Source organism: Corallococcus praedator (assembly GCF_003612125.1).
GTDB lineage: Bacteria > Myxococcota > Myxococcia > Myxococcales > Myxococcaceae > Corallococcus > Corallococcus praedator.
The window spans coordinates 1-454 of sequence record NZ_RAWI01000993.1; the positions used below are offsets into that span (position 1 = coordinate 1).

A 454-nucleotide genomic window follows, 5' to 3' on the forward strand; every position below is an offset into this window, starting at 1 on the left:
GGATGTCAACGGTTCGAGTCCGTTAACCTCCACTGAGATAAGATGCAAAAGTAGCGAAAGCTATCAAAGCATCTGTCTGAGATGAACCGATATATCGGAAGATAATTCTAGCAATGCATCTTGTTTCGGCAAGAGTATCTGCTGGATTTAGATTCAGCAAAGAACCTTGAAAACTGCATAGAGAAAATGTCAGGTAGAAACGTTAGTTTCGAGTGATAGCCAAGAAGTAGAGAAGTAATTCGATACTGAATGGATAAAGCTTGAGATTAATTCAATACAGACACCAATGTAAGTTTGCGAAAAAGTGGTCAAGTTACAAAGGGCTGATGGTGGATACCTAGGCACACAGAGGCGAAGAAGGACGTGGTTACCGACGATATGTCCCGGGGAGTTGGAAGCAAGCATTGATCCGGGAGTTTCCGAATGGGGCAACCCTAAACATGGCTGTCTGAAT

Annotated in this window: 1 rRNA gene; it reads left to right on the plus strand. The window is 43.2% G+C overall.

Annotated elements, in window-relative coordinates:
* Positions 1-306 precede the first annotated feature (306 nt).
* Positions 307-454, plus strand: a 23S ribosomal RNA gene (locus D7Y13_RS50115); the annotation flags it as partial.